Here is a 22,000-nt window from a genome sequence, read left to right as displayed (position 1 = left end):
GGGGAACGAGGGGATAGTATCGATGAGAGCAAGTCGCATCCTGAAAAAAGTAACGCAGCTCGCACGCAAACCGGTTGTTCAGATTACCAGCGCAGCAGCATTAATCACCATTTGTTTTCTGGTTCCGGCAGACATGATCTCTGCTCCTGGTGGGACAAGCATCTACTCAAAAGGAGAAGAATCTGCTTATTTATCTGGAGACGACAGTAATATTATCCAGATTCCAACCGATCCTCCTACTCTTATTTCCGAGCTGCCGGAAGCTGAAGAACCAGCTAATGTCAATTATGTTGCAGGCAATATGATCAGCAATGAACCTGGAGGTAAACTTCCGGTTCGCGTAGCAGTCGAAAGAGAAGTGAGCGATTCCTCCTGGCTGGAAGACAAACTCACTATTGGACCGAAAGAGGCTGCGCTTACTGCAGATATGCTGCGCAAAGATGGAGGATCCATCGGCATATTCGGCATGCCTCCTGCCCCTGCCGAAAAAAAGCAGGTAGGCGATCTCTATTTTACCTTCAGACAGCGTGCAGCAGAACTATTCTCTGTATCCCATCAAGGGGTATTCATCTATGCACTGTATGGTCAGCTCATGCTACCGCCCGATACGGTAGCCACACTGATTGGTGATTTAAAAATACACCTGCATACGGATCATGGAGCTGCCAAGCCAGAGGGAGCTCAAGGCACACCAATGGAATTTATCAATGATTTTCCGCAAGATGGTATCTGGTTGAATCTGCCGGTAGAGAATCTGGATATCGACAAACAAGATCTGCCCCGGCTGCAGATTCATGCCTCTTATACAAATGGGCAAAACGAATACCTGTCCGCAGAACTTACTAATTATGACGATAAATATCCACATGGAATGAAATTTGAAGCCAAACAAAATGCCATCTATACTGTTGTGTTGCCGGGTGCCTGATTGAGAAGGACTTCATTAATGCTGGAACAGCCTGTTTGCCGGATCGTCAGACAGGCTTTGACAAGGAGAGTTATGATCCCATGACACTGACTATTCATACTGTATTCAAAAAAATGATGTTGTTATCCGCCCTAACTGCTATTCCGATTGCATATACCGTTATCGGTCACTCTGCACAGCCATTTGCAGGATTGCTTCCTTCTCCCCACAATGAGACAGGTCGTTATCTGGTTAGCTATAGCAGTGAAGATGGCAAACAGACTCTCTCCAGATTTTCCAGTAATGACAGTCATTCACACATGATCGCTCTTGATTACCTGAACATGGTAGCGGTTACCCTGACACCGACCCAGAAAAAGGAACTATCCCGTCAGCAGGGAATCTCCCATATTGAACCAAGCCTCAAATATAGGAATGTTATTCAGAGCAATTCCGTTCAGTCGATAAGTGTGACCAAAGGGGAACAAGCTTCATGGGGATATCAGACGGTGGACGCCGAGATTGGATTCCAGAATCAGTATACCGGCAAAAATATAAAAGTAGCGATTCTGGATACCGGCATCTCTCCCCACTCCGATCTAAAAATAGCGGGCGGTGTCTCTACAGTCGATTATACCTCCGAGTATGTGGATGATAATGGTCATGGCACATTTGTCGCCGGAGTCATCGGAGCGCTGAACAACGGTAAAGGACTAATCGGTCAAGCGCCGGATGCCAAGCTGTACGCTGTAAAAATCCTCGACAAGCAGGGAAGTGGCACCACAGAAGATCTGGCTGAAGGATTGAACTGGGCGATTCAGCAGAATGTAGATATTATCAATATGTCCATTTCATTTCCGGAAGCTTCTCCTGCTGTCGAACAGATGCTGCAATCCGCTCATAGCAAAGGAATCCTGATGATCGCATCTGCCGGCAATCATGGTACTGCAGATGCAGCTGCCGATACGGTCGAATATCCTGCACGTTCACCTGAAGTAATGGGAATCATCACCGTGGATAGCCAACTGGAACGAGCTGATTTCTCCGCTTCCGGCAGTGAAGCCGATGTGGCCGCACCGGGCGTGTCTATTATTAGTACAGCCAACAATGGGAAATACGAGCTGCGTGATGGAACCTCCGTCTCTGCTCCTTTTGTTACCGGACTGGCTGCAGTGCTAAAAGAAGCCTATCCGAACAGTACCAATGAACAGATTCGGCAGGCAATTAGCTCCAATGCTGTGGATCTCGGTGCACCAGGCAAGGACAATCTATATGGATATGGTCTGATTTCCTATCAGCATTTATTTGGTCCTTCTTCTCCGCTTGGCAAATAAAACCAAATACAATAACAAAAAAGTTCAATTCAAAAACAGACCCTATTCGCTTGATGGAATAGGGTCTGTTTTCTTATAGGTTAATCTGTTGATTCATGTGTACTTCTGAAATAATCCACTACGATCTGACGGAACTCCATCGCAGCTTGCGAAATATAACGGTTACGGTTCCACAATAGGGCGATTTCTCGGCTCAATTCGCAATCTTCAAGAGCAATATAATGGATTGGCTCATACGGATCTCTGGCTGTTCCCGGCATAAACGCAATGCCTATTCCCATGGCTACCAGAGTACCCAGTCTCGCAGGCTCGTCTCCTTCATACACATATCGGGGTACGAAGCCAGCAGATTGACAAGCGGCATCGACCTGATCGCGTATCCCATAGCCGGTTCTTACTCCCACGAATGCCTCTCCTGCAAGCTCGTTTAGAGAAACATACTTTCGTCCGTATAAGCGATGTCCCTCCGGAACAGCCACCATAATCGGATCCTTATGTACAATCTGGCATTCAATATCCTCTCCCTGTACCGGTGGAGAGGATAAGCAAAAGTCCACTTCTCCCCGCTCAAGCAGTGCTGTCATTTCCTGAAGAGCAAGCATCTGCACATGAAACTGGATATCCGGTCTTTGTTTGCGGAATTCCTTTAGAATACCTGGAAGTGTGCTTGCTGTAGTCACCGCCAGCTCAAGCGTAATCGATTCCCGATGAGCCAAATCCCTGATTTCCTGCTTTCCCTGCTCCAATTCCAAAAGCGCTTTTTGTGTACGACGCAGGAATAGTCGTCCTGCCTCATTCAATCGCAGATTTCTGCCAGTCCGATCAAATAATGCGACTCCCAGATCTTCTTCCAGACGCTGAATCGTTTTGCTAAGCGAAGATTGCGTGACATGCAGATATTGGGCAGCTTCGGTCATATGCTCCGTACGAGCTACGGTTATAAAATATTGCAGTTGAAGCAGTTCCATGGATTCCCTCCATTCATTCCTTACAGTCAATGAGATCATAACATAAAATGCGTTGGAGTAAATAAATGATTTCTTCTACGATAGGATTATCCTATTCTGAAGGAGGCGTTAGATTATGAGTACACGCAGTTGGTGGCTGATCATCTCGATCGGATTGGGAGTTATGCTGAATCCACTGAACTCGTCCATGGTGGCGGTAGCAATTCCTGATTTGCAGCATACCTTTCAATTGAATTACACTGCAGTATCCTGGATTATTTTTTCTTTTTATATTGCCAGCGCAGTGACTCAGCCTGTTATGGGTAGAGCCAGTGACTTGTTTGGCCGCCGTAAAATCTTTTTGGCCGGACTGCTGGTTTCTCTGATCGTCTCCCTGTTAGCTCCATTCTCACTAAGCTTTGGATGGCTGATTGTGTTCCGTATTTTGCAATCTATAGGTACCAGTATGATGGTGGCGGTCGGAATGGCAATTGTACGTATTCATATTACAGAGAAACAGGCTGCTGCGCTGTCGGTATTATCCATCTTTTTGTCCGGTGCTGCTGCAATAGGTCCTTTTGTTGGAGGATTATTGATGTACTGGTGGGACTGGCGGGCGATCTTTTTGATGAATATTCCTGTGATATTAGCCAGTACGTTGTTAGCAAGGCAAACCATACCTGTTGATAAGCCATCCGTGCAGGACATGGATCAAATGACCTTTGGCAGATGGATGAAACGAATAGATGCAGCGGGTATTTTTCTTTTTACAACAGGACTTGTTGCTTTGCTGATTGGGACATTATCCGCGATATCAGAAGATGCCCTCTCGGGGTATTCCCTTGTGGAAGGCATAGCAGGTGTTGTTATACTGGGAGGTTTTGTATGGCATGAGCTGCGTACCGATTCTCCATTTATTCCTTTGCGTACGTTTGCCCGGTATCCTGCGATGACATGGATCAACATGCAATTTATCGTGGTCAATCTTATTTTTTACGCTATCTTTTTCGGACTGCCTTCTTATCTGCAGATTGTACGCCAGATTAGTGAATTGCATACCGGGATTCTGATGTTGAGTCTGGGGTTATGCTCTCTTCTCGTCTCTCCCCTGGCAGGGCGATGGATTGATCGGGCTGGACCGGGACCTGCGCTATTGTTCTCTGCTGTACTGATGACATTCGGATCATTGGGACTGGTTGCTCTGGGTCCACATTCAGGTATCATCTATATTTGCCTGACGCTTGCTGCATTTGGTATCAGTAACGGGCTGAATAACGTAGGTATGCAGGCTGCCCTTTTTCAGAATTCACCCAAGGAGATGATCGGTGTAGCTTCAGGGTTGTTCAGTACTTCCCGATATATTGGAACGATACTGTCGTCCCTGTTGATCAGTATCGTAGCAGGAAGACAATTCACCTTCGCCGGATTTCGGATACTGGGCATCGTGCTTACTGCCGCGGCATTACTGTTGGTCTTCATGAATTGGCATCAGCAAAAAAGACAGCAGCATACGGTTAGTCCAGATCACATCTCTTGAGGCAACTGTTATTGTCAGGTCATGATAGGCAATAAATACATTACTAAATCATTGCTCCCCTGAATCCTGTGATTTTTTCTTACGAATCTTAGGTTGGGTAAGATGATAGCTGTGTTCTATCATATCCTGAATTTCTTCGAGCGGAATCTCGCCTTCCAGATTCACTGTATTCCAGTGTTCTTTGTTCATATGATAGCCAGGCTGCACATCCGTATACAGCGTCCGCAGGAAATCTGCTTTGATCGGATCACATTTTAGATTGACACACAGATGACCATGACGCTGAAAAATAAAGGCAAATGACTTTTTGTTGCCGACATGCCGCATAACCGTCCATGTCTCGTCAAATGGATAGTCTTTGTAGACACCGGGATAAGATAAACAGTATTCGATCAGTTCTTCTTCGTTCATTGGTAACCTCCATCTGAGCTGTTCGTACAGACTTTTTACAGTCCATATTTACATGTTATATTCCACATTCAGCATACCGTAAGTACAAAAAGCAGGCAATCCAAGCCGGCTATACAAAATGCCCAATAGACAAATCATCGATGGATGTCTGTCTATTGGGCTTATAATGTATTCTATTCATCATAAGGAACTATCGGCAAAGTTGGCTTATCGAATAAAGCGTATAGATTTATTGGATCTGGTGCAGATAGCTGGGAATCATCGTCTCAAAAGACGGGAAAGCATAGATAAGCTTGTCTGCTTGTTCAGCTGTCAGTCCCAGTGTAATAACTGGCGTCAGGCTGTTGATAATTTCCAATGCTTCCTGGCTGTATGCAGCAGCTCCGACCAGCTTGTGTTCCTGATTATAGATCAGGGTCAAATGCGCCTCTGTATCATTGCGTCCGGCAAAGTCCCACTGTTTGCCCAGTTCAATCGGCTTAATGGTATACTCTTCCGATTTCTCTGCATCTTCGATGCTAATACCAATCTGGGCAATTCTCGGTACAGTAAAGGCAATCGTAGCGATCGGTGGATACTCAATCGGCGTATTAATCATGCCCAGCAGGGAACCCGCCAAATACTTGGCTTCAAATACAGCGGTTGGCGTCAGTCGCGGCTGTGTTTTATCAAGAATATCTCCTGTCGCATAGATATGCGGTTGTGAGGTCTGCAGACGATCATTCACCACAATTCCGTGCTTGTTATATTCTACACCGGCTGCTTCCAGATTCAACTGATCGGCATTAGGTACGCGCCCGGTTGCATTAATAACCAGTCCTGCAGTTAAATGCAGTCCATTTTCCGTAGTAACAGCCAGCTCGCCATTTTGCTGTTCTACTGCGGTGACATGATCATTAAAGTGGAACTGGATACCGTCCCGCTTCATTTTCTCAATCAATTTGTTGGCGTAGGGCTGAGGGAATCCATTAAGTATATGGTCCGAAGATTGAATAACATGTACTTCAGCACCTGTCTTCACCGAGATTGAAGCCAGCTCCATGGATACATAACCTGCACCGACAAATACAATGCGCTTCGGCAGTTCCGGTAAATACAGGAACTCATTGCTGGTCTGCATATATTCCTCTCCCGGAATATTGAGTGTAGCTGGACGATGACCGGCAGCAATTACGATATTCTCTGCTGTATACTGCTCGTCGTTTACCGTAACGGTATGGTCATCCACAAAACGGGCTTCGCCACGAATAATTTCAATACCTGCCTGCTTCAGATTCTGTTCCATCTTGTCCGGCAGTGCTCCGAGAATTTTATTTTTGTGATCCATCAGTTTCGACCAGTCCAGCTTGAATTCACTTGTCAATCCGGCTGCACCGAACAGCTCGGCATCTTCCATTACTTTGATCGGACCATCCAGAATAATCTTGGGATTACAGCCATAGTTGGTACATACGCCCAGAATCTTGTCACGTTCAATCATCGCTATTTTCTTGCCGGATTGGCTGAGCGGCAAGGCGGCATTCCATGCTCCCTGTCCACTACCAATAAAGATAATATCGAATTGTTTAGTCATAATGATCCTCCCGCTTTCTGTAGATTAAAGTCTTGATTAACAAATAGAATTAATAGTGCGTAATTAATTAAGACTTTAAATGATTTTGTGCTATCTATTTACTATTACCCAATAACAGAGGTTTACCACAGCTTTTGGGAGGATCATTTTGTAAAAAGTAAATCTTCTTCACTGGGGTGTGCTATCGGATAAGCTGTTTAACTCTCGATCAAACCATATTTCGCAAAGCTTTTATACAGCCCCTCCTGCTCCAGCGTGTCAGTAATATCATCGGCGATCTCCAGCAATCCAGGTCTGGCATCAGCCATGGCAATCCCAACAGCACAGTATTCCAGCATCTCGGCATCATTCATTCCGTCTCCGATTGCTATGGTCTGTTCACGAGACAATTGTAGATGATCCAGTAGATCCGCAATAGCAATAGCTTTGTGTATGCCGGGAATCATCAATTCGCCGCTGTTCGGTCCGAATAGGGGAACCGTACATTGGATGACTTCGAATTTGCCATCAAACTCTTCCCGGATCTGCTCAAAGGGTAGTGCACTGTCCAGAAAGCATACTTTATTTACATCATCTTTATACAAATCAGCTTCGCCATAAGTCAGTCCCGCAATAAAAGGATGCGGCTTCTGCTCCATTCTCTTTCTTGCTTCAGGATCATTCTGGATATCCCCATAGATCAGTTGTTCCAGTTGGGGTTTCAGACCGGCACTGGCATACAGCGCCGAATTGGACTCCAGGTAAAATGCGATATTATGCCGATCAAAAAAATCTACCATATGGCGTACAGCTTCCGGCTGCACCTTTTTGTGATACAACACTTCGTCTCCGATCTCCACGTATCCTCCACCAGCCCCGATGAGTCCATCAAACCCAATGTCCCAGATCGAATCATAAATTTCTGCTTTGGATCTTCCTGTACAGAGGAAGAGCAGATGTCCATTTGCCCGCGCCTGCCGACAGGCGTTTGCAGCAGATTCAGGTACATGCCCATTATCATCGACCAGCGTGCCATCAATATCAATAAATACAATTTTCTGTTTCGTATGATTCATGATTTACCATCTCCCTGATTATGAAATAAGCTGCTAAACAGCTTGATCTATTCATTACTGTAAATGTTGAAACGGGTTACATGTCAAATCTTTCTATACGACCTTCATCGGTATTCGTATAAATAAAACAGCCGCTGGAATTACTCCAGCGGCTGCTTATTCAGATTAGGTTGTAGCAGTCTGTTCCTGCATCCTCATTATTCTTCGATAGCGAGACCATACATTTTACACGCTTCTTCCAGACCACCTACAAAATACTTGTCCGAAGTCGTAAAGGCCCATTCGCCATCAATTTTGCGGAATTGACCCAGTACAAGCGTATCGCATACCGCGCTCGGCATATATTCAAACGTGTGATACAGATCCAGCTCATTATCAATGATCAATTCTACCCGCTGTTTGTAAGCATCCAGAGAACCAATAATAATGATACGCTGACAGTGATCCGGCAATAAGGACAGATTCAGATACATCAGCTTTTCCCAGGTAGTATCATTGATCAGCCGGATACATCCACTGGCATGCTCCGGTTGATTGTAGAAGACCAGATCGTCATCACTCAGGCACCGGTCATGTTCATCTACGAGAAAAGCAGAGATATCGATATCAATCTCGTCCTCGGCTTCCTGTTTGGACAATTTAAGCTTCAGCTCATGATCCGGCGATACACCGATACGTGAACGAAGACGATCCTCAATCTTTTTCAACTGGGTTTTATCCCAGATTTCCACCTGTAGTTGTTCGGCCATCTGAAGCGCCGCGCGACTGAAATAATTGGTGGCTACCACCATATAGCGTGTACAATCATACATTTGGGCGCCGGCATACACTTCCTGAATCGCTTTGATCGGCACCACATTATTAAAGCACTTGAGCTGTACTGCGGTTCGAATGCCTGCTTTGGTAATAATAAGGTCTACACCATAATCAGGAGCATAAGGATCACTGGTCGGCATTTCAACTTCATATCCCAGTTTGGTGAACAGATCCTGCATATGATATTCAAATGATCTGCCATCCAGAGCAATATCTTCGATGATACCCGGAGTGAAATCATAACTCTCTGTCAGATCACTGATCCCGTACTGTGCTCCAATCTTCTCCATACCGGCATTATATCCATTACCGATCGCATGGAATCGCCACTGCCCTTTATACATATACAGCGCACATAGCTCCAGAGCTGTATTCTCCTGACACACACTCATATCTATAGAATAGCGAAGAATCTCCCGGTTATCGTAGGTTAGCATCCGAATATATAGCTGTTCGGGTGCTCCGCCCGGCATCACCAGTGTAAACAGCACTTTATCCTGACTGGCCTGCTCAATCGCAGACAGATTAATCATATACTGCTCCATATCCTCTGTCGGCAGCTCTCTGCTATCAATATGCGTCATACCGATTGTGGATTTGTTACCGAAAAAAGTAATATTTTCGGCATCCAGCAGCTTGTCGCTTGTGAGCAGCATCGCTGTACTGAGACATTCTTCGCCAAATGTTTTCCAGCCAACGCCGATTTTGATATTCATCTGCTCTACAGGCACTTTGGCGCCTTTGATAATAGATACCGATCCTGACAAATCTTCTGTGCGGCTGATACGTACCCGTCCGCTTAATGGCAGGTCGGTTTTATTGACATATTGGGAGAAGCGGTTTAATACTTTGCGATAGAGTACGGATGTAGCCAGACTGGAAATTTTGGGCGCATGGGTGAGATTTATGTTTTTGGGCGGTGTTCCCGCGCAGCGCAGCGGATAACCTTTGATAGATACAAAGTTCCAGAACAGATGCGGGGCATGCATGGATTGAATAACCGTGACATAGGGGGTAATCTCTTCATCGGTAAACCAGATAATATGAGTCAGCTCACTCGTATGGAACAAATCGGAGAATAAATCGACCCGTTCATTTGCAGAAGCATCCTGTCCGTAAATACTATTTTTCATATATTTGGGTGCACTTTTCTCATTAAATGCCGGTAATCGATAAAATTCGCCACCCAGCTGTGCCAGTACCTGTATATCCCCGTACATGGATAGCGGTGAGAATTTGTTGAATACAGTCTGCATATTATTGCGCTTCATATACCGCTGCAGGCTTTCCATGGTGTTGATGATGAAAATGTATTTGATTTTGGCTCCATCGACATCCTGGCGTGTTAGATAGGATTGGTACGATGCTCTGTAATTACGGACGGAACTCATGACAAGACCCCTTTATTCTCTTTTTGTATACTCTCTATGACGCTGTTCATCCATAAAAAAGCGAATCTTTCTGCAGATAGACAGAGAAAGATTCGCTTCTCATATGGTAGATTTTAACACTTGAAGCAATAATGAGGAATACAATTTTATCCATTTTACTTTTTTGTTTCACTTTTCAAAAAGGCTTCGTCCCTGGAAATCCTCACCTTGTCAGCTGGAAAGTGTTTGCTGAAATAACTCCGAACCCGCACATGAATATCATTTGTATACCACTGTTCAAAACCATGCTCCCTGAACAGCCGTGGCATCTCCAGCTTCTGTGATCGCTTGCCTCCTGCTCCATCGCCGATTGTGAGCGTATCAATCCAGATATGTTCTGCTGCTTCTACCAGCATCTTAGGGAAAGCCGGAGTAAATGGCAGTACCGGTGAAAGGGCTGCCTGAGTAGCAATGCCATATTCACGAAGCTGCCGCAGTGCCTGGATACGTACACCGATCCCCGGAGCATAGGGAGCGAAGATTCGTTTGACGTCTTCCCGATCTGTCTCAATAGTCATGGAGACGAGCAGATCACACTTTGCGCTTAACTGACCCAAAATCTCCATATCTCTTGCTACCAACGGGCTGCGTGTCTGAATCTGCAAATAATCAGGCGGATGATCCAGCATGGCTTCCAGCAGACTGCGTGTAATTTCGGCCTGGCGTTCTGCTGGCTGGTATGGATCTGTCGCGGAGGACATGAAGATGTTGACGGGTTTGCCTTTGGCACGGAGCTTGACGATTTGTTGACGATAGATCTCGGCAGCGTTGATCTTGATATCCAGCCACTCTCCCCAGGGAATATCCTTGAACTGCTGAATCGGCATCTGGCGTACATAACAATAACTGCAGGCAAAAGCACAGCCGCTGTATGGATTTAATGAGTGAGTGAATCCCACATCCAGATAACCTTTGGCTTCGGTAAGAATTTGCCGAGAGATCGTCTCTGTTGTCTGTATATGCATATATGTTCCTCCCTGGCATCATTAATATCATTTATTGAATGAATTTGTTTAGTAAACTTTCTTTTTGGCTGTTATTTAGGCATACTAAGTATATGGTTGTTTACGTTACTACGAGTACAGGAGAGAGTTATGGAAAATCAGATAGAGCAATTGAAGTTGATTCGCAATAATATTACACGTTTTATGATGATGTATGAATTTGCCTTAAAAGAACTTACCACAAAAATCGAGATTCTGAACGACGAATTTCATGTGCTGCACGAATATAACCCTATCGAACATATCAAATCCCGGATCAAATCACCGGAAAGCATTATGAAAAAGTTGCAGCGTAAAGGCTATGCCCAGAGCCTGGATGATATCAAAGAGACCGTCAGAGATATTGCCGGGCTGCGTATCACCTGTTCTTTTACCGAAGATATTTATCGGGTATGCCAGATGCTGACCAACCAGGCGGATATCAGTGTGATCGAGGTCAAGGATTATATCCGTAATCCCAAGTCCAATGGGTACCGCAGCCTGCATATGATTATTCAGGTTCCTGTATTTATGTCGGATCGGCAGGAAGATGTCTATGTAGAAGTACAGATTCGTACGATTGCAATGGACTTTTGGGCGAGTCTGGAGCACAAAATCTTTTATAAATACGAAGGTGCTGTTCCCCAGCAGCTGCTGAATGAGCTCAAGGATGCTGCAGACTCAGCCACCGCTCTGGATCACAAAATGGAACGACTGCATCACGAAGTACAATCGATCAAGTCGGTCGACAAAACGGAGCCGGAATATGAGCTGGTCCAGAAGCTGACGAATGACAATCAGCTGAGTATCCCGGAAGCGCTGATAAGACTGGTTAATCAATCACTCTAGCCGCCTTTGGGTCAGCAGTAAAACCGGAGTGATCCCTTTACTAAAAGATATCAGTTATATTAGCTATAATGAAAAGTCCGCAGCAGCTATACAGCCGAAGCGGACTTTTTGCTGATGCGTATTTAGATTGTTTTCACATAATGATCATATTGCTTCTCCAGCTTCATACCTGCACTTTCATATAACGCCTTGGCTGAAGCATTGTCTACATGCGTTTGCAGGATCACTCTGGCAGCACCCATCGTTCTGGCGAAAGTAAAAGCATGTTCCAGCAGGGCGCGACCTGCTCCTCTTCCCCGGCTGTCTGCTCTGACAAACAAATCATTCAGCATATAAATACGCTGTATACCAATCGAAGTGAACAATGGGTACAGCTGGGTAAAAGCAATTGCCTCTCCCCCGTCGTATGCGAGGAAAATAATGGATTCTTCTTTTTGGATACGCTCTTCAATAAATGCGCTGCAAGCCTCCTGACTACGATCCTGTCCATAAAATACCCGATACTGGTCAAATAATAAAGTAACATCCGCAAGATGTGGCAAATTCGCTTTTACAATATTCATATTCATGCTCCTTTTTGTCTGGGTATGTCTTGGATCGGCTATTATCTTCTCGTATGCTGTCTCGCTGATCTATACAGTTCATCTGATTTCTTATATAGTATTCATAATTTCTGACATTAGTAAAAGGTACAAAATAGATTATAATAACATGTCAGATGCTTGAAACGAATGACATGACCAGCGAAAGGAAGAATGTTGTACCATGAATGAACTATTAATCAACCTTAATGACACCTACTCCAAATACATACAAATCTATCACTTTATCCGTTCGCTGATTGAAGATGGACAGCTGGAGGAAAATACAGCTCTACCTTCGATCCGCCAGCTTGCAAAACAGCTCGGGGTAAGCCGTAATACGACACTTACCGCCTATGAACAGCTGTTGGCAGAAGGTTATATTCGCAGCGAACCCAAAAAAGGGTATTATGTAGAGCCTGTTGAAGAATCTATTACAGGGGTAGACAGAAAAGTGTCTTCTGCAGAACTGCACATACCCGATCATCCACGTCCACTGATCGATTTTCGGATTGGCAGTGTGGACGGTCAGGCTTTTCCTTTGCAAAAATGGCGCAAGTGCACCAATACGATCATGCTCCAACCCTACATTTACACCTACGGTCATTATCAGGGAGAGCCTGAACTGCGGATGCAAATCGCACAGTATCTGCTTCAATCCAGAGGAATACGTACATCCATGGATCAGCTGATCATAGGCAGTGGTACTCAGCAGCTGCTCCTGCATCTATCCATACTGCTAAAAATAAACGGATATGATTCTCTGGCTGTAGAAGATCCTGGCTATGATGGGGCACGTACCTTATTTCATATGCAAGGTCTGCAGACAGAGCCGGTTCAGGTAACTTCCAGAGGAATAGATATATCAGAGTTAAAGCGGTGCAAATCCAGAATCGCTTATGTTACGCCTTCCCATCAATTTCCTACCGGAGCAGTGCTGCCAGCAGCCGAACGTTATCAATTGCTCAAATGGGCAGAGGAACGCCAGGGCTACATTATCGAAGATGATTATGACAGTGAATTCCGTTATCGACATCAGCCTATTCCTGCACTCGCTTCTCTGCAGCAGGGCGCTCAAGTCATTTATCTAGGCACCTTTTCCAAAGGATTCCTCCCGTCGATTCGTTTGAGCTATATGATACTGCCTCCTGTTTTGATGGAGCAGTATGCCAGGATGTTTACCTTTGTCGAGCAATCCGCTTCGGTGATCCATCAGCAGACGATGGCTTACTTTATGAAGCAGGGGTATTGGAGCTCCCATGTACGCAAAATGCGGGCGATCTACCGTCGCAAAATGCAAGTATTGGTCAATGCTCTGCAGGAATCGTTTGGTAAACAGATTCGGATTATTGGCTCCCATTCGGGTCTGTATATTCTGGTGGAGCTTCAGCAGTCCGGTCATGAAAATGAACTGATTCGGCAGGCCCTGCATCATGGAGTACAGGTATATCCAACAAGTCGTTATTATTCCTTATTGAAAGTAGATCGAAAACCGACTATTCAGCTGGGCTTTAGCAACCTTACTATAGAACAGATCGGTGTTGGGGTTCAGTTATTAAAGGAGGCATGGGGCAGAGTATAAGAATGAGGTTAAGTAATGTAAATATTTACTTATGTGTAATATTTCTTTTTCTAATTAAATAGTGTAAAATTAATTGTTGTACTATCTATTATGGAAATTAAAGGAGTGTACTGATATGAAAGCCATTATTGTCGAACAACAGGAAAATGCTAACGGGCTGAAGCTTACGGACCTCCCTGCTCCTGTACCTGCTCCCGGTGAGCTGCTGGTCAAGGTTCACGCCGCAGCGATTAACCGTACTGATATTGTGACTCGTGAAGGCAAGTCCGGCTATGCGACCAATCCGATTCTGGGTGTTGAGATTGCCGGTGTAGTAGAGAAAGTGGAAGGCGACTCGGATTATGTGCCAGGTGATCGCGTGATGGGTCTGGTTAATGGCGGAGGCTATGCGGAATATGCCGTTATGCCGGCAGACCGGGCGATGAAAGTTCCTTCGATTTATACCTTTGAACAGGCAGTAGCAGTTCCGGAAGTATTCTTGACTGCTTACCAGACACTATACTGGATTGGCCGCCTACAGCCTGGTGAGTCGGTGCTGATTCATGCCGGTGCCAGCGGCGTCGGAACAGCAGCGATACAGCTCGCCAAAAAACTCAGTAATGCCAAGGTTATTGTAACAGCCGGTTCCCAGGAAAAGTTGGATTTCTGCCGAGATCTGGGTGCCGATGTACTGATTAATTATAAACAGCAATCTTTTGAAGAAGAAGTACTTAAGGCGACTGATGGTCAGGGAGTCGATCTGATCCTGGACTTTGTCGGTGCAGACTACTGGGATAAGAACCTCGCCAGTATCAAAAAAGAAGGTCGCTGGGTGCTGATCGGTATTCTGGGTGGTATACAGGTCGAACAAGTCAATCTGTTTGCACTGATGTCCAAATGCGTTCAGCTGACCGGTACCCTTCTCACCCCGAGAAGTAACGAGTACAAGGCACGGTTGACTGCTGACTTTATGCGGGATGTATTCCCTCATATGGAAAACGGCGAAATCGAGCCGATCGTGGACACCGTATTCCCCCTGGCGCAGGCAATGGAAGCCCAGCAGCATATGGAAGCCAACCGCAATATCGGCAAAATCATTCTCAAGGTAACCGAATAAGACTTACTCTCGAAAAAATGAATTACCCAAACACAGAATGACAATTAAATACAAGATCACCAAAAAGCTGTAGATCAGGTTGAGCCCTGTATCTACAGCTTTTTTCTATACAACTATAAGAAAAATGAAAATTCACAGTATGTTTATCGAGCTAAAGACTATAGGATCGCAAAACCGATCGTACATTACCGCAAAAAAACAGTGAATTTCAATAGCGAAATTCACTGCGATTTAAACCAGCCTTTTTCCTTGAAATGCTTGATTGCTTCGATTCGATTACTCACGTTAAGCTTATCCATAATAATCGATACATAGTTGCGTACCGTACCGGTCGTAATGAACAGTTCGCTCGATATTTCCTTGGTGTTTTTGCCATCTGCAATTAATTCCAGCACAGCTTTTTCCCGTTCAGTGAGCGGATTTTTCTCGCCATGATAACCATCATCAATGAGCTCGGAAGCATAGATTTTACGTCCGGCCATAACCATGCGAATGGTATGAGCCAGCTCTTCTATTGGACTGTCCTTGAGCAGGTAGCCCTGTATATCCGCTTTGAGTGCCCGCTCAAAATATCCTGTTCGGGCAAAGGTAGTGAGAATAATAACTTTGCAGTTGCTGGTGTTTTTAAGCTCTTCTGCGGCATCGAGACCGCTTTTGGCAGGCATCTCGATGTCCATGATGCAGATATCCGGCTGCAGACTGTGTACCAGCTGAACGGCTTCTTCTCCGTTGGTCGCTTTGCCGATGACAGTAATATCATCTTCCAGATCCAGCAGAGAAGCGAGTGCACCGAGCAGCATGCGTTGATCTTCAGCAATGACGATCTTAATCATATCCATGCCCTTCTTTCTTTATAACTGTCGTTGTACCGCATTCGGCACGGTAATTCGCAGTGTCGTTCCTTCGTCTGACGCAATAGACAGATTACCATTTACAAATTCAAGCCGTTCTTTCATCCCTCTGAGTCCATTGCCGGGATAGCGCTTGGACTTTAGATTAATACCGACTCCGTTGTCTTTCACTGTTAGCCTTAGCTCGGTTGGACTGGACTCAATCACAATATCGCAGGCAGTGGCTTCACTATGCTTGATAACATTGTTGATCGCTTCCTTGAGACACATACCAAGTACATTTTCTGCAATCAGGGATACATCATGCAGATCATCATTCTGGGACAAGTGCAGCTCGACATCTGCCACTTCCAGAATCTGACGCGCCCGGAATAGTTCATCTTCAAGACGAGTACCACGCATCTGGGTAACCAGCTCACGAACTTCCTTGAGAGCGGTACGTGCAGTCTGCCGTACATCCAGCATCTCCTGTTCCGCTTGCTTCGGCTTGCTCTCGATCAGCTTGTAGGCCAGTTCGCTTTTCAGACCAATCAGTGACAATTTTTGCCCAAGTGTGTCATGCAGATCGCGGGCAATCCGTTGACGCTCTTCGAGCTTCACCAGCTCGGAGATTTTGCGATTGGCATCTTCCAATTGAACCTGCAAATGATCCTGACGAGTCTTGTTGTGTGCCTGAATCGGAACAAGAATCACAGCGATCACATTGATCATGACCAGAGGCAGCTGTCCGATAAACTCCGTCGTATCCGATACCAGACTGATATAACTGAGTCCAAGCGTACTGAGCAGATTGATAATGTACAGTACAAAAAATCCTACCTTGTTATGCACAGCTCCCAGGAAAAAAGACAGGAACAGAGAGAAATAAATAAAACCAAAGTTCAAGCCCATAATGACCGATAGCACAATCTGTATCCCAAACCATACATAAATCTGCCGCCCTTTGACAATCAGGGACAGCAGATTGGCGGTGAAGAATACCAGGATCAGGATAACTCCGAATACAAAGCCCATGATCGAGAATTTATCGTAGATAAAGTAGAACGGTAGTATAAAAAAGAGCAGCCATATGTACAGGTTAATGCCGCCTGTACTTTTTCGAAAGAGTTCCTGCAGTTTATTCATCCGGGTCACTTTTGCTTATCACCATTGCTTTCTTGCAGTTTTCCGGTGAACAGGATATTCCCGATCCACCGGTCTACTTCTATTTTACTTCAAATCCATCTGAACTGCAGCAGATGGTTTCGATTCATTGGTGAGTCGTTGATTCTGTCTTTCCTGCTGCTTGAATTGACGGAAGCTGACGAATTTCTTGCCTTCCTCATCCCACAGACGGAAACGAATCGATTTGAAGCTGGTTTTGAGTGTAATCGTGGTCGCTTTTTGCAGCGGCGGCGTTGCGTTATGCGCATCTTCCAGATAATAGTTCGGTACACGAGGGCTCAGATGATGCACATGGTGGAAGCCGATATTACCTGTGAACCACTGCAGTACCAGCGGCAGCTGATAGTAGGAACTTCCTTCTACCGCAGCCTGTACATAAGACCATTCGTCTTCTTTTTCAAAATATGAATCTTCAAATGTATGCTGTACATAGAATAACCAGATACCGAGCATCGTGGCGATGTAGAAGATTGGCAGTTGAATCATGACAAAAGCTTTCCATCCGACCAACAGACACAGTCCGGTATACAGGGCAACGATCAGGATGTTGATCAGATACGTATTCAGACGTTCTGCACGCTTCGCACCGCGACGGTTAAAGCGCTGTTGAATCAGGAATACTGCGATAGGACCAATACCAAACAGTACGAACGGATTGCGGTACAGACGATAGCTCAGACGTGTATACCATGGTGCTTCAGCGTATTCTTTGACGGTAAGTGTCCAGATGTCGCCGGTTCCACGCTTGTCCAGATTGCTGCTTGTAGCATGATGGATCGAGTGACTTTGCTTCCACTGCATGTAGGGAGTCAGCGTGATTACACCGGTAATTGTACCGATAATATTATTTAGCTGACGATTTTTGAAGAACGAACCATGACAGCAATCATGGAAAATAATGAATGTGCGGATAACGAACAGTCCAGCCACAATAGTAATCGGAATCGTTAACCAATAGGATACAGACAGACTCCAGTAGGCAGCGAACCAAAGTATGATTAAGGGAAGTATGGTCGTAATTAATTGCATAATGCTTTTGTTGGAGTCATTTTTTTCAAAGGGAGCAACTTCTTTTTTTAATTGTTTGATGGAAGACATAATCATTTCTCCTTCGTGGGTGTAGTGACCCATAGATAGATGCAATGTGCATAGCAACTTTCCTTATGTCTCCATTGTATCGTCATCAGGTGTTGGGATGAAGTCATAAGTGTCAGTAGTACACCATGACATTTGTCATGTATTTTGCTCTATCAGGCTCCTGACAGCTTTGTCAGATTCATTCCATTGCTCGGTTTCGGAAAAATTCTTATGCTTACTAAGGGTTCCACACTCTATCTATGATTACACCCAAAAAGGAGCGTTCATCATGAAAAAACAACTAAATTCCCGTCTTCACAAACAACCCCGGCGTACAGCGTATGCCGCTCTGGCACTACTCACTCTGACAGGACTAGTACTATCGGATATTCCGGCAACTCATCATACCGATGCAGCAGCACTTCCTGCTGCAGGTCATACCTTCGTAACCACTGCTGCTGTATCCGGGCAACCTTCTACCGCTGCCAAACACTCTACCGCATCGCTTGCGTCCAGCTTCCGCATGCTTGAACAGCAGCATCAGGCACGTCTAGGCGTATATGCCATAGACACGGGTACAGGAAAGGTTGTCGCTTACCGCCACAATGAACGGTTTGCTTTTGCTTCTACATATAAGGCGCTGGCTGCCGCCGCTGTATTGCAGCAGAATTCCATCGCTGATCTGGATCGGGTGATCACTTATTCCGCGAAAGATCTGGTCGAGTATTCCCCAGTCACCGAAAAACATGTGGATACTGGCATGACACTTCGGGAAATCTGCGAAGCCGCAATCCAGTATAGCGATAATACTGCCGGTAATATTCTGTTCCAGGAATTAAACGGCCCTGCTGGTTTCCAGCAAGCTCTGCGGCAATTGGAAGATCGGACAACTCGCTCGGAACGAATCGAGCCCGAGCTGAATGCAGCCGTCCCCGGTGATCCAAGAGACACCAGCACGCCGAGAGCATTGGCCAGGGACTTACGTCTTTTCACTACGGGTAAAGTACTCAGTCAGGACAAGCGCCAGTTACTGGCTGAATGGATGAAAGGAAATACGACCGGTGACGATCTGATTCGTGCAGCCGCTCCCAAAGGCTGGATCGTCGGTGACAAGACGGGTAGCGCTTCTTATGGCACACGTAACGATATTGCAGTCGTCTGGCCGCCGGGACGCTCACCTATTATTATTACTGTGCTGACTAGTCATACAGATAAGAACGCCAAAGTGGATAATGAACTCGTCGCAAAAGCTACAAAAATGGTATTCGATACTATGAAATAAAAAAAGAGCAACCAGCCGGTGATTATCATATACCCGTTGGTTGCTCTTTTTTTATTGGGATATTCACGTTATTGCTGATCTATCGCAGCATGTCCCGAATCGCCTGGATCGACTGCTCTATCGAAGTGACCTCCGGCTTTCTTTTCAGAACATGGGGATGCTACTACTCAGCTCATCGCCTGATCGCGCAGACGAATCAGTACTTTGCCAAAACGTCCACCCTGCTGGATCTCGGCCAGCGGTTCGGTATAGGTAGCTCTCACGTACTGTTCCGCTTCGCGAAGTGCATCAGAGTCAGTAGGCAGACCCTCGAACGCAAACCAGCCGGGCAGATTACGAACCATCTGCTCTACCGACATCCGGATCGTTTCCTTTTCATGTGTAACCAATGCCTGAAAAGAGTATCCGTATATATGCAGCAGCTGTGTGATATAAGCCATATCGGAGCCGTGCACCGGCTTCTCTGGTATCCCCAGCACCGGACGAAGCTCATCTATAATACTGAGCTCCCGAGGGCCGGCTATCGTGCTGATATAACAAAATTGACTGGCAGCACGGATCGCCTGTTCCACCCTATCCCAGCCGAATATCGCCGGACACATGGAGGCAAATACCAGATCATACTGGCCTTCCCACCCTTGCTGCTGCACATCAATATCTTCAAAAGGCTGCTGAACAATCTCAATATGATTCGTCCGATCAGATGGAATACTGTCACGCATCAAGTCTGCCAGATGCACAGAAGGCTCTACAGCAGTAACCAATGCCCCTCGCTCCGCAAAAGGAATACTGAATACTCCGGATGCCGCACCGATATCCAGAATCGATGCATTGGCAAATGATACTCCCTGCGTCTCGATCCAGTCCATGATGCGCTTGGATCGACGTCTTCCTTCCTCACTAAAAGCTTTCTTATGAAAATTGCGTGCCCTGGCAGCTTCATCAAAAGCGCTCACCGGTTCAACGCCCGATCGCCGCATACGATTAACGCCTGCCTCGGGATCGTTGATCCAGGCCTTTTTCCACTCTTCCGGGTCAAATAGGGATGAATTCATGGGATTCTCCTTTGTATTTCATAATAGTGATTATGAGCTGAACGTCTCTTCTGTCAATTCCATATTAATATGAACTGCTATCAGACTGCCTGCAGCCGCCGAGAGGATTAGCTGCGAGGAACCACCGGATGCGGCTTCACCCGCTGCAAATAAACCCGGGATACTGCTTCTCCCTGTCTCATCGGTCTGGATCCCGCCCAGCTCGGTCTTCTCATAATGCAGCTCTTCACAGAATCCAGCTTGCGGTACCCATGCCGGAGTAATAAATCCTCCAGTTCGATTAATGCGGGAACCATCTGCGAATTCTACCTGCTCCAGCTTGCCATTTTGACCGTGAAAGGCAGTAATCTTCTGCTCTGTAACCGTAACGCCGCGGGAAATCAGCTGCTCCTTTTGCTCGTCGGTCAGTATGGAACTTCCGTGCGTACAGATAACCAGATCCCGGCTCCATCCGTACAGCAGCTTGGCCAGATGATACATTCGCTCATGATCGGAGACGACAATCAGCGGCTGATCGCGCAGCTCCCATCCATCGCAATAAGGACAGTTAAACAGACTTTGACCGTACATGTCTACCACACCGGGGATGTCAGGCAGAATTTCTTTTAGCCCGGTTGTGATTAGTATTTTACGTGCCTGGATAGCTTCACCGTTATCTGCTGCAACCTCAAACCCATCTGCAAGGCGACGTACAGACGTGACCTTGCTGGTATGATGCTCTACCGATGGATATCGAAGCACTTCCTCATACGCTATTCGTCGAAATTCGGCTGGTGTTACTCCATCCTGTGTCAGAAATCCATGGGAAGCGTGAGTCACGGCATTGCGGGGCTGATTATTATCGAATAAAGCTACTGTACGCCTTGCTCTTCCCAGAACAAGTGCAGCATTCAGACCTGCCGGTCCTCCGCCAATAATGGCACAATCGTAGATCATTGGTATTCCTCCTTTTATATGGATATTAGAGACTATTAATATCTATGATTGGCGTGTAAAATGCTGCGGTTCTAATGAACCGACGGCATTTTGGCAACGAGCGATGACAGCTTCTGGTTTTGCAGATAGGTCTCCATTTCGTTCTCTGCGTGAATCATGACCTGTTGTACCAGACATTCCGGTCCGTGATCCAGACCACATTCGAAAAAGGATGATGTTCCTTCAATTGCATGAATAACATCGAGAAACGAAAACTCTTCCCAATTTCGCTTGAGTCGATAGCCTCCATTGGCTCCCGAAGAAGATTCAATCATATTGGCTTTGACCAGCTTGGTCAGGATTTTGGATAAATAGGTCGGTGATACATTCAATTTATCAGCCAGTGTCTGCACACCAACGAGTCGTGCAGGAGTTACTGCTGCCAGATAGAGCATCGCATGCAGTGCATAATCGGTTGCTTTGGAGAATTTCATAGAGAATCGTCCACCTTCATTACAGACTTTATTCATCCATGATAGCTCTTATTTGACCAAA

General features: G+C 45.8%; 20 protein-coding genes. 7 read left to right on the top strand and 13 right to left on the bottom strand.

From position 1 onward, the window contains the following. The first annotated feature begins 22 nt into the window (after window positions 1-22). Together WH46_RS08295 and WH46_RS08290 are read left to right on the top strand one after the other, a co-directional pair. Window positions 23-928: a hypothetical protein gene (locus WH46_RS08295; RefSeq protein ID WP_046226371.1), complete on the top strand. Its 906-nt coding sequence runs from the start codon at window positions 23-25 to the stop codon at window positions 926-928. Between the two features lie 80 nt (window positions 929-1,008). Beyond that, window positions 1,009-2,241: a S8 family peptidase gene (locus tag WH46_RS08290; RefSeq protein WP_052714161.1), complete on the top strand. Its 1,233-nt coding sequence runs from the start codon at window positions 1,009-1,011 to the stop codon at window positions 2,239-2,241. Window positions 2,242-2,321: 80 nt separating this feature from the next. On the opposite strand, the gene WH46_RS08285 is transcribed toward WH46_RS08290, so the two are convergent. Beyond that, window positions 2,322-3,209, bottom strand: coding sequence for a LysR family transcriptional regulator (locus WH46_RS08285; RefSeq protein ID WP_046226370.1), 888 nt, complete (start codon window positions 3,207-3,209; stop codon window positions 2,322-2,324). Window positions 3,210-3,324: 115 nt separating this feature from the next. On the opposite strand from WH46_RS08285, the gene WH46_RS08280 reads away from it, so the two are divergent. After that, complete coding sequence (locus tag WH46_RS08280) at window positions 3,325-4,725, top strand: MFS transporter (protein ID WP_046226369.1); 1,401 nt, start codon at window positions 3,325-3,327, stop codon at window positions 4,723-4,725. A 48-nt stretch (window positions 4,726-4,773) separates the two neighbouring features. Here WH46_RS08280 and WH46_RS08275 read toward each other — a convergent pair whose 3' ends face one another. From WH46_RS08275 to WH46_RS08255, 5 genes are all read right to left on the bottom strand, one after another. Continuing rightward, the gene (locus tag WH46_RS08275) at window positions 4,774-5,136 is read right to left on the bottom strand and encodes an MmcQ/YjbR family DNA-binding protein (protein ID WP_017812245.1); all 363 of its coding nucleotides are present in this window, start codon (window positions 5,134-5,136) and stop codon (window positions 4,774-4,776) included. A gap of 229 nt (window positions 5,137-5,365) precedes the next feature. Next, the gene (locus WH46_RS08270) at window positions 5,366-6,709 is read right to left on the bottom strand and encodes a dihydrolipoyl dehydrogenase family protein (RefSeq protein ID WP_046226368.1); all 1,344 of its coding nucleotides are present in this window, start codon (window positions 6,707-6,709) and stop codon (window positions 5,366-5,368) included. A 197-nt stretch (window positions 6,710-6,906) separates the two neighbouring features. Continuing rightward, window positions 6,907-7,764 (bottom strand): Cof-type HAD-IIB family hydrolase, encoded by an 858-nt coding sequence (locus WH46_RS08265; protein WP_046226367.1) that lies wholly within the window; start codon window positions 7,762-7,764, stop codon window positions 6,907-6,909. A 197-nt stretch (window positions 7,765-7,961) separates the two neighbouring features. After that, on the bottom strand, window positions 7,962-9,971 hold the full coding sequence (locus WH46_RS23335) for a TerD family protein (RefSeq protein WP_052714160.1): 2,010 nt from the start codon (window positions 9,969-9,971) through the stop codon (window positions 7,962-7,964). Between the two features lie 155 nt (window positions 9,972-10,126). Next, a complete protein-coding gene (locus WH46_RS08255) occupies window positions 10,127-10,975 on the bottom strand; it encodes an SPL family radical SAM protein (protein WP_046226366.1) in 849 nt (282 codons plus the stop codon). Window positions 10,976-11,104: 129 nt separating this feature from the next. Between WH46_RS08255 and WH46_RS08250 the strand changes: the two genes are divergently transcribed. Then, window positions 11,105-11,842, top strand: a complete 738-nt coding sequence (locus tag WH46_RS08250; RefSeq protein ID WP_017812240.1) for a GTP pyrophosphokinase — start codon at window positions 11,105-11,107, stop codon at window positions 11,840-11,842. Window positions 11,843-11,964: 122 nt separating this feature from the next. On the opposite strand, the gene WH46_RS08245 is transcribed toward WH46_RS08250, so the two are convergent. Continuing rightward, on the bottom strand, window positions 11,965-12,405 hold the full coding sequence (locus WH46_RS08245) for a GNAT family N-acetyltransferase (RefSeq protein WP_046226365.1): 441 nt from the start codon (window positions 12,403-12,405) through the stop codon (window positions 11,965-11,967). Window positions 12,406-12,607: 202 nt separating this feature from the next. Here WH46_RS08245 and pdxR point away from each other — a divergent pair, with 202 nt between their 5' ends. Together pdxR and WH46_RS08235 are read left to right on the top strand one after the other, a co-directional pair. Further along, complete coding sequence (pdxR, locus tag WH46_RS08240; RefSeq protein ID WP_046226364.1) at window positions 12,608-14,005, top strand: MocR-like pyridoxine biosynthesis transcription factor PdxR; 1,398 nt, start codon at window positions 12,608-12,610, stop codon at window positions 14,003-14,005. A gap of 115 nt (window positions 14,006-14,120) precedes the next feature. Then, on the top strand, window positions 14,121-15,101 hold the full coding sequence (locus WH46_RS08235; protein WP_046226363.1) for an NAD(P)H-quinone oxidoreductase: 981 nt from the start codon (window positions 14,121-14,123) through the stop codon (window positions 15,099-15,101). A gap of 221 nt (window positions 15,102-15,322) precedes the next feature. Here WH46_RS08235 and WH46_RS08230 read toward each other — a convergent pair whose 3' ends face one another. The 3 genes from WH46_RS08230 to WH46_RS08220 form a co-directional block, all read right to left on the bottom strand. Further along, a complete protein-coding gene (locus WH46_RS08230) occupies window positions 15,323-15,934 on the bottom strand; it encodes a response regulator transcription factor (RefSeq protein ID WP_046226362.1) in 612 nt (203 codons plus the stop codon). An 18-nt stretch (window positions 15,935-15,952) separates the two neighbouring features. Then, window positions 15,953-17,077: a sensor histidine kinase gene (locus WH46_RS08225; protein ID WP_046227151.1), complete on the bottom strand. Its 1,125-nt coding sequence runs from the start codon at window positions 17,075-17,077 to the stop codon at window positions 15,953-15,955. A gap of 84 nt (window positions 17,078-17,161) precedes the next feature. After that, entirely contained in the window at window positions 17,162-18,220 is a 1,059-nt protein-coding gene (locus tag WH46_RS08220; RefSeq protein ID WP_046226361.1) for a Delta(5) desaturase DesA, read from the bottom strand. A 262-nt stretch (window positions 18,221-18,482) separates the two neighbouring features. Here WH46_RS08220 and bla point away from each other — a divergent pair, with 262 nt between their 5' ends. Continuing rightward, on the top strand, window positions 18,483-19,475 hold the full coding sequence (gene bla / locus WH46_RS08215) for a class A beta-lactamase (protein ID WP_046226360.1): 993 nt from the start codon (window positions 18,483-18,485) through the stop codon (window positions 19,473-19,475). Window positions 19,476-19,642: 167 nt separating this feature from the next. On the opposite strand, the gene WH46_RS08210 is transcribed toward bla, so the two are convergent. From WH46_RS08210 to WH46_RS08200, 3 genes are all read right to left on the bottom strand, one after another. Further along, window positions 19,643-20,530 carry a class I SAM-dependent methyltransferase gene (locus WH46_RS08210; protein ID WP_046226359.1) on the bottom strand — a complete coding sequence of 296 codons (888 nt, stop codon included), beginning with the start codon at window positions 20,528-20,530 and terminating at the stop codon, window positions 19,643-19,645. 30 nt (window positions 20,531-20,560) lie between these two features. After that, on the bottom strand, window positions 20,561-21,466 hold the full coding sequence (locus WH46_RS08205; RefSeq protein ID WP_046226358.1) for an NAD(P)/FAD-dependent oxidoreductase: 906 nt from the start codon (window positions 21,464-21,466) through the stop codon (window positions 20,561-20,563). A 71-nt stretch (window positions 21,467-21,537) separates the two neighbouring features. After that, window positions 21,538-21,939 (bottom strand): RrF2 family transcriptional regulator, encoded by a 402-nt coding sequence (locus tag WH46_RS08200; RefSeq protein WP_017812230.1) that lies wholly within the window; start codon window positions 21,937-21,939, stop codon window positions 21,538-21,540. Window positions 21,940-22,000 lie beyond the last annotated feature (61 nt).

Origin of the sequence: Paenibacillus dauci (assembly GCF_000971985.1) — a bacterium.
Lineage (GTDB): Bacteria > Bacillota > Bacilli > Paenibacillales > Paenibacillaceae > Saccharibacillus > Saccharibacillus dauci.
The sequence above is the reverse complement of the archived record's forward strand: the minus strand, read 5'-3'. Positions and strand labels throughout refer to the sequence as shown.

Bases quoted from the DNA above. Each gene is read 5' to 3' on its own strand.
- pdxR (WP_046226364.1), top strand. From the start codon at position 12,608: ATGAATGAACTATTAATCAACCTTAATGACACCTACTCCAAATACATA.
- WH46_RS08270 (WP_046226368.1), bottom strand. From the start codon at position 6,709: ATGACTAAACAATTCGATATTATCTTTATTGGTAGTGGACAGGGAGCA.
- WH46_RS08250 (WP_017812240.1), top strand. From the start codon at position 11,105: ATGGAAAATCAGATAGAGCAATTGAAGTTGATTCGCAATAATATTACA.
- WH46_RS08220 (WP_046226361.1), bottom strand. From the start codon at position 18,220: ATGATTATGTCTTCCATCAAACAATTAAAAAAAGAAGTTGCTCCCTTT.
- WH46_RS08230 (WP_046226362.1), bottom strand. From the start codon at position 15,934: ATGATTAAGATCGTCATTGCTGAAGATCAACGCATGCTGCTCGGTGCA.
- WH46_RS23335 (WP_052714160.1), bottom strand. From the start codon at position 9,971: ATGAGTTCCGTCCGTAATTACAGAGCATCGTACCAATCCTATCTAACA.
- WH46_RS08225 (WP_046227151.1), bottom strand. From the start codon at position 17,077: ATGAATAAACTGCAGGAACTCTTTCGAAAAAGTACAGGCGGCATTAAC.
- WH46_RS08200 (WP_017812230.1), bottom strand. From the start codon at position 21,939: ATGAAATTCTCCAAAGCAACCGATTATGCACTGCATGCGATGCTCTAT.
- WH46_RS08235 (WP_046226363.1), top strand. From the start codon at position 14,121: ATGAAAGCCATTATTGTCGAACAACAGGAAAATGCTAACGGGCTGAAG.
- WH46_RS08275 (WP_017812245.1), bottom strand. From the start codon at position 5,136: ATGAACGAAGAAGAACTGATCGAATACTGTTTATCTTATCCCGGTGTC.
- WH46_RS08255 (WP_046226366.1), bottom strand. From the start codon at position 10,975: ATGCATATACAGACAACAGAGACGATCTCTCGGCAAATTCTTACCGAA.
- WH46_RS08285 (WP_046226370.1), bottom strand. From the start codon at position 3,209: ATGGAACTGCTTCAACTGCAATATTTTATAACCGTAGCTCGTACGGAG.
- WH46_RS08265 (WP_046226367.1), bottom strand. From the start codon at position 7,764: ATGAATCATACGAAACAGAAAATTGTATTTATTGATATTGATGGCACG.
- bla (WP_046226360.1), top strand. From the start codon at position 18,483: ATGAAAAAACAACTAAATTCCCGTCTTCACAAACAACCCCGGCGTACA.
- WH46_RS08290 (WP_052714161.1), top strand. From the start codon at position 1,009: ATGACACTGACTATTCATACTGTATTCAAAAAAATGATGTTGTTATCC.
- WH46_RS08210 (WP_046226359.1), bottom strand. From the start codon at position 20,530: ATGAATTCATCCCTATTTGACCCGGAAGAGTGGAAAAAGGCCTGGATC.
- WH46_RS08245 (WP_046226365.1), bottom strand. From the start codon at position 12,405: ATGAATATTGTAAAAGCGAATTTGCCACATCTTGCGGATGTTACTTTA.
- WH46_RS08205 (WP_046226358.1), bottom strand. From the start codon at position 21,466: ATGATCTACGATTGTGCCATTATTGGCGGAGGACCGGCAGGTCTGAAT.
- WH46_RS08280 (WP_046226369.1), top strand. From the start codon at position 3,325: ATGAGTACACGCAGTTGGTGGCTGATCATCTCGATCGGATTGGGAGTT.
- WH46_RS08295 (WP_046226371.1), top strand. From the start codon at position 23: ATGAGAGCAAGTCGCATCCTGAAAAAAGTAACGCAGCTCGCACGCAAA.